This window comes from Geodermatophilus sp. SYSU D00766 (assembly GCF_054049915.1).
The window spans coordinates 1-2,102 of record NZ_JBJGYI010000085.1 but is presented as its reverse complement, the minus strand read 5'-3'; the positions used below and the strand labels follow the sequence as shown (position 1 = coordinate 2,102).

Genomic DNA, 2,102 nt, shown 5'->3' with positions numbered 1-2,102 from the left:
GGCCGCGCCGCCCCCGCGCCCCCGCCCGCCCCCCCCCCCGCCCCCCCCCGGGCCGGGCCCCCCCCCGGGTCGGGTGACGCAGGCCCGTGGTCACGGGCGGGTCACGCCGGATCCCACGGCTCACACGGCGCGTGTTCCTCACCGAGCCGGTCCGGACGGTCACCGTACGTTGCGGCGCAGTCGGCGCCACCCGGGCGCTGCGGTCGCCGGAAGGTGCCCCATGCCCACCCCCTCTCCCGAGCGCCGCCGGCACGTGCAGCGCTTCGGCCTCGCCGGCATCGGCGCCGCCGTGCTCCTCGTCGGGATCGCCTCCCCGGCGGCCGCGGCGCCCGGCGTCGTCATCCCGCTCGCGCCGACCGAGGTGGTCCTCGTCCCGGTCGCTCCCGAGAACGGCGACGTGGCGGTCCTGGACCCCGTGGCCGACCCGGCCGCGAGCGCGTTCGAGCCCGTCCTCGTCCAGTTCGGCGAGACACTGACCGTGGACCTGCCCGACGAGCTCGACCCCACCAACGCCCTGGTCGAGCTCGCCTTCGACGCCGACGACGACGGCTCCCCGGACCGGACCTACGTCACGGGGAGCGTGACCGACCCCCTGGTCGTGAACCCGGTCGGCGACAACGACCTGGAGGTCGAGCTGCCGACCGACGACGGCGTGAGCGGGCCGCTGGCGACCCTGAGCATCGCGCCGCTGGAGACCGCGCTCGGGCCGGAGTTCACCGTCGCGCCGCTGCTCGAGTACACGCTGGACCTCAGCTCCGCCACCCCGACCGGCACGACGCTCTTCCCCGAGCTGGTCGCCTTCGCGGCGGTGCCCTGCGACCTGAGCTCGACCGACCCGTGCCCGGTCGCCGTGGTCGCCGGCACGACCTTCACCCTCGACCTCACCGCGGACTCCGTGCTGCGGGACCTCGGCCTCACCGACCTGACCGGTGTCCAGGTCGCCCTGCAGAGCATCGACGACCCCAGCGCCGAGCCGGTGCTGCTCGCCGTCGAGGTGAGCGGCTCCACCGCGACGGTCGCTCTGCCCGCGGACCTCGCCCCCGGTGCCTACGGCGTCGTCCTCGGCCAGCCCATCGCGTCGGGCCTGTCGATCGTGGTCGCCGAGCTGGCGGTGTCGGCCCCGCCCGCCGTCGCGCCGGTCGTCGCCCCGCCGACCGCCGCGGCTCCGACCACGCAGGCGGTCGTCACCAACGCGGGGCTGCGCTCGAACACCGGCGTGACCGCTCCGGCGGCCGAGGGCGGCTCCGGCGGCGTCGCCGTCGGTGCCGGTGCCGGGCTGCTGCTCCTCGCCGGTGCCGGCGGTGTCGCGGTGGCCCGCAGCCGTCGTCGTCCGGCCGTCGGCCCCGAGGCGGGCGAGGCCTGATGCGGCCGGGGCGGCGCACCGCCGCAGCCGCGGCGGTCGCCGCCCTGGGCGTCGCCGGGAGCGCGCTGCTCGTCGTGGGCCTGGCCGACGGGGAGTCCGCCGCGGCCACCGGGTGGGCCGACCCGGTGGCCGCGGCCACCGCCACCCCGCCGGTCGCCGAGCCCGCGCAGCCGACGCTGCCGCCGGAGGGGACGACGCTGCCGACGCCGTCGTCGGACGTGCACGTGACCGTCCCGGCGCTGGGCGTGGACCTGCCGGTGCTCCCGCTGGCCCCCACCGGCGGGGTGATCAACCCGCCGGCCCTCACCGCGGCGTACTGGATCGACTCCTACGGCGAACCGGTGGGCGACGCCGCGCAGGCCGACAACACCCTCTACATCGCCGCGCACGCGACCGGCACCGGCGAGTACGGCTTCGACGCGCTGGTGGACGCCGAGGCCGCCGACGAGGGGCTGGCACCCGGCGACGTCGTCGAGGTCAGCACGCCGCAGGGCACCGTCGACTACACCGTCGAGCGGACCGGCCGGTACGCCAAGGACGAGCTGGCCGGCGCCGGCGAGATCTGGGAGGCGGTGCCCGGACGGCTGGTGCTCATCACCTGCTTCCAGCGCGCCGGCAAGGCCGCCACCGAGAACCTGGTCGTCGTCGCCTCCGCCTGACCCGGGGGCGGGCCGGGCCCTGGGCCGGCCCTGCCCCGCGGCGGGCCCGGGCGGGTGCCCCGGGCGGTGGGGGGGGGGGG

General features: G+C 78.1%; 2 protein-coding genes. Both read left to right on the top strand.

Annotated elements, in window-relative coordinates; translation table 11 throughout:
• The first annotated feature begins 220 nt into the window (after positions 1–220).
• Positions 221–1,363 (top strand): hypothetical protein, encoded by a 1,143-nt coding sequence (locus tag ACI8AD_RS24910; RefSeq protein WP_456873213.1) that lies wholly within the window; start codon positions 221–223, stop codon positions 1,361–1,363.
• Positions 1,363–2,022, top strand: a complete 660-nt coding sequence (locus ACI8AD_RS24905) for a class F sortase (protein WP_456873212.1) — start codon at positions 1,363–1,365, stop codon at positions 2,020–2,022. Before ACI8AD_RS24910 ends, ACI8AD_RS24905 begins: the two co-directional genes overlap by 1 nt.
• Positions 2,023–2,102: the final 80 nt, after the last annotated feature.